At 38.2% G+C, this 3,743-nt stretch carries 5 protein-coding genes and 1 pseudogene; 5 read left to right on the top strand and 1 reads right to left on the bottom strand.

The genetic code is table 11. From position 1 onward, the window contains the following. The 5 genes and pseudogenes from CAG58_RS14265 to CAG58_RS14240 all read left to right on the top strand — a co-directional run. Positions 1 to 126 (top strand): annotated as a pseudogene (locus tag CAG58_RS14265) (MmcQ/YjbR family DNA-binding protein); the annotation flags it as partial. A 187-nt stretch (positions 127 to 313) separates the two neighbouring features. Then, positions 314 to 1,144: a ParA family protein gene (locus CAG58_RS14260; protein WP_161429797.1), complete on the top strand. Its 831-nt coding sequence runs from the start codon at positions 314 to 316 to the stop codon at positions 1,142 to 1,144. After that, positions 1,137 to 1,679, top strand: a complete 543-nt coding sequence (locus CAG58_RS14255) for a hypothetical protein (protein WP_161429796.1) — start codon at positions 1,137 to 1,139, stop codon at positions 1,677 to 1,679. Before CAG58_RS14260 ends, CAG58_RS14255 begins: the two co-directional genes overlap by 8 nt. A gap of 1 nt (position 1,680) precedes the next feature. Beyond that, positions 1,681 to 2,394: a hypothetical protein gene (locus CAG58_RS14250; protein WP_161429795.1), complete on the top strand. Its 714-nt coding sequence runs from the start codon at positions 1,681 to 1,683 to the stop codon at positions 2,392 to 2,394. A gap of 170 nt (positions 2,395 to 2,564) precedes the next feature. Next, positions 2,565 to 3,236 (top strand): DUF2971 domain-containing protein, encoded by a 672-nt coding sequence (locus tag CAG58_RS14240; protein WP_161429793.1) that lies wholly within the window; start codon positions 2,565 to 2,567, stop codon positions 3,234 to 3,236. Between the two features lie 20 nt (positions 3,237 to 3,256). On the opposite strand, the gene CAG58_RS14235 is transcribed toward CAG58_RS14240, so the two are convergent. Then, on the bottom strand, positions 3,257 to 3,743 hold a 487-nt coding region (locus CAG58_RS14235; RefSeq protein WP_161439749.1), incomplete at its 5' end, for a transposase.

Below are 3,743 nucleotides of genomic sequence, written 5' to 3'. Positions count from 1 at the left end.
GGAAGTCGCCTTGATGATGAGTTACGTTATTATCTATCTGAATCCTATAGAATTGTTTCAAGTGGTTTAAGTAAAAAGAAGCAGGCTGAGTTAGGGATTCTGTGTCAATCTGAAACACGCACATAACAAAGCGTTCAAGAGGGATTCGCAACGCGTAGCATTTTCGTTATGCGTTGATTTTATTAGTTTTTAGTGCAATGCGGTGAGTTGGTAGTTGCGTTGCTCACCCCTTAACGCGGCGTTATATGGCTAAGGTTGCATTACAATTGATTATCCATCAATATATCAACCCTATGATTAATAGGAGTTTATTTTGAAAGTAGTTAGCCTGATTAATATGAAAGGTGGTGTGGCAAAAACCACTGTCGCTGTGAATCTCGCAGATTGCCTAGCGAGACGACATGATAAAAGAGTTTTGTTAATAGATGTAGACCCTCAGTTTAACGCAACGCAATGCTTGATGGCACCTGATCAGTATGTAGAACATGTTACTAGTTCTAAGGATACCATTGTTAACATCTTTGACCGAAACCATCGAGCAACTGCCAGCACTGTCGGAGCTTCTCAAGTTACCCAAGCAAAGTCTCTTGATGAAATTGAAGTGGTAGCAACCAGTCATTTTGATTTACTACCAGGCAGTTTGGAGCTATATCGCTTAGAAATGGCTCCCGGAGAAGGTCGCGAGAATAGACTCAAAGCTTTTCTGGCAACAATTAGTGACCGATATGACTACGTTGTAATTGATACACCTCCTACTCCTTCTGTCTGGATGACAAGTGCTTTAATTGCTTCGCAATACTATTTAATTCCTGTGAAAGCAGATCCAATATCTTTAACTGGTATCGATTTGCTAAAAAGCATCATCAACGAGAAGAAAGAGAACTTTGCATTGCAATTAGATTGTGCCGGATTAGTATTGACTCTTGCAGAAGAAAATACGGTAGTCTATAAAAGAGCTGTTGCTAATTTGCAGAAGGACGCTTTCTGGAGCAAATATTTATATAGATACAACATACCTAAGCGAACAGCCATTGCAAATAAGCAATTAGATCAAGAACATATCCTTGATTCAGACGATGCTAGTTCTAAACAGCGACTAGCAGCAATTGTGAGCGAGTTTTTGAATAGGACAGAACATGACTGATATTAAAAAAAGTCAAAACAAGTCATTGTCAGATGCGACTAAACTACGTCATGCCATTGATTTTGTTGAGGAATTATCTTGGCTGCTTGAGTCAAAAAATAAGTTAAAACTCAGTGAAATACCGAGTATTTTAAGAGATGCGCAAAACACCTCTAGCTCTTCAATAGTTGGGTCAAGCCAAATCGGTGGCACAGAAAAATACATTTCACCTAACCCAAATGTCCACTATCTAGTGGGGATACTTCCAAGCTTTTTCTTGGATAATGCCATGTTTCCTAAGAATGACGATATCATTATCTTTGCCACAGAAGCTCTTAAAATCGATGGGCTCAGCTCTAGAGCCAACAGATCTCGCTATGAAATTATTGGCAGAATAGTCTGTGAGTGTACTCAGCTTGATGATAGCCAATTAAACGAGTTAGTCGTAGGTCTTTCATCAATTGCAGGAAACAAAGAAAAAATGAATCAAGTGGTGAAAGCAAAGCAAACTACAGGTTTCTCATGGAACGAGACTATTAGAAAGTTGGCTAAATGATATGACAAGAGAATGTAAGTCGGACTTTGATGAGTTTATAAAGTACATTTCAAACTACAAAATTGACGGTAACCTTGATAACTCATCATATAAAGCTACAGCGAAAAGTATGCACAAAGCATATTTTTCTCTTTTACATTGGCATACAGAGTTTATGCATCAGAGTGAATTCTTTGAAGAGAATTACTCTAAAAATAAAGATATAGTTAATCGTATTTCAGAAGTTATTTCAGATGTTGGCTCATCTAAATTTAATTGGATTAACGGGTCATACAAAGCATCTAGAGTTATGTTGCGCTCTTCAATTGAGAATTTTGTAAGAGCACTAGGCTCTATTGAGAATGAATCGTTGCTGCTTGAGAAAAGCGTATACTCGTTAATGGATCGCGCAAAAGCAACGAGTATCTTTACTTCGAGTGAAAAAGTGAAGAATAGTTTTGGTAATTTGCACGGAAGCTATAAGGAGCTTTGTAAAGACACTCATACCTCGCAGTCTGAAAATATGGAAAAAATATCCTCATTGGTTGATTATCCAAAGTTTTATGAACAAAAATCTAATAGTACCGGCGAAATTTTTGCCAGTGTGGTCAAAAATATTCTCATAATTCTATGTATAGTCTTCAATGCTTTGTATCATAAAATGCATCATAAAAATCGAGAAAATATCTTAATTTCGATTCCGCGAACATCGAAGCCTTTGATTTTAGCGCCATAAGCCATATAACAATCTGTTTAAGAATGATTCGCAACGCATGGCACTTTTACTATGCGTTGCGTTTGGTGTTTAAGGTAGTATGCTGCGGCTTTGGTATTTCGTTGCTCACACCTTAACAGGGCGTTAGTTTAATGGAGTAAATTTTAACAATGATATATGAATATGACTTTATGGAAAATCCAGATGGTGATACAAAGATTTGGCGTTATATGGATTTCACCAAGTTTGTTAGTTTGATATCTACCAATAATTTAATATTTCCTCGTGCAGATATGTTTGATGATCCTTATGAAGGTGCGTTTCCGTTAAGGACAATCGAAGCGGTAAGAGTAAATAATTCGGTAAATATAGCCAACCAGCTTATTGCTGGCACTGAGGAGTTTCAGAAGAGTGTTTTTGTAAGCTGCTGGCATATGAGTAATTTTGAGTCTGCAGCCATGTGGGATTTATACCTAAGTGGAACAGAAGGAGTAGCAATTCAGACCGATGTTGATACGCTAAGAAAGTTTTTCGAAACATCTGAACTACAAATCTCAACTTCGAAAATAAAGTACCTAGATTATGACTCTCAGGTGATTCCACCTACGAATATGATGTATCCATACGTTCACAAGAGAAATAGCTTCGAGCACGAAAAAGAATTTAGGGCATTAATAAGTGAACACGACACAAATGATGCCATAAAGCAGGTGAAAGTTAATGCGAGAGATCTTATAAAAAGGGTCTATGTGTGTCCGAAAGCACCAAATTGGTTTTATGAAGTAGTCGTAGATGTTGTAAAACAGTACGGGGTGGACGTTCCTATCGAAAAGTCCGCAATGTACACGCGACCGACATATTAAACTAACAAGAGACTATGGCGTCAAGAGTTAATTTTGGCGCTGTTTACATCCCACATGCAGCCGTCTCTGAGCATAGAATTTAGGATAACTACCATCTTTCTGACGCAAGCAATGATCGCTACTTTTTTAGGTTTGCCTGCCGCTAATAACTTTTGATAGTGCTGTTTAAAAACAGGATTACATTGCATTGCAGACATCATGGCCATGTACAAAACCGTCCTGACTTGCATGCGTCCGCCTTTGATCATTCTCTTGCCTTTATAACTACCGCTTTCTCGAGTAATGGGAGCGACACCGATTAATGAAGCCGCTTGTTTGTTGGTGATGTAGCCCAGCTCAGGTACGTTACTGATGATGGAGGCTGCCGCAATTTTTCCGATGCCAGGTACGCTCTGTAATAGCTCATTTTTTGCTTGGTAATCAGGGCATGTCTCGATGAGTTTTTCGATTCTAGTTTCAATATTTTCTATCTGTTTTTTGAGCATGGTAAGTAGGGATTTAATCGAT

Source organism: Vibrio sp. V31_P5A7T61 (genome assembly GCF_009904895.1).
In the GTDB taxonomy this organism is placed as follows: Bacteria; Pseudomonadota; Gammaproteobacteria; order Enterobacterales; family Vibrionaceae; genus Vibrio; species Vibrio metschnikovii.
Note: the sequence above shows the minus strand (reverse complement) of the source record. Positions and strands in the feature narration are given on the sequence as shown.

Coding starts and splice junctions, on each gene's coding strand:
- CAG58_RS14255 (WP_161429796.1), top strand. CDS start 1,137: ATGACTGATATTAAAAAAAGTCAAAACAAGTCATTGTCAGATGCGACT.
- CAG58_RS14250 (WP_161429795.1), top strand. CDS start 1,681: ATGACAAGAGAATGTAAGTCGGACTTTGATGAGTTTATAAAGTACATT.
- CAG58_RS14240 (WP_161429793.1), top strand. CDS start 2,565: ATGGAAAATCCAGATGGTGATACAAAGATTTGGCGTTATATGGATTTC.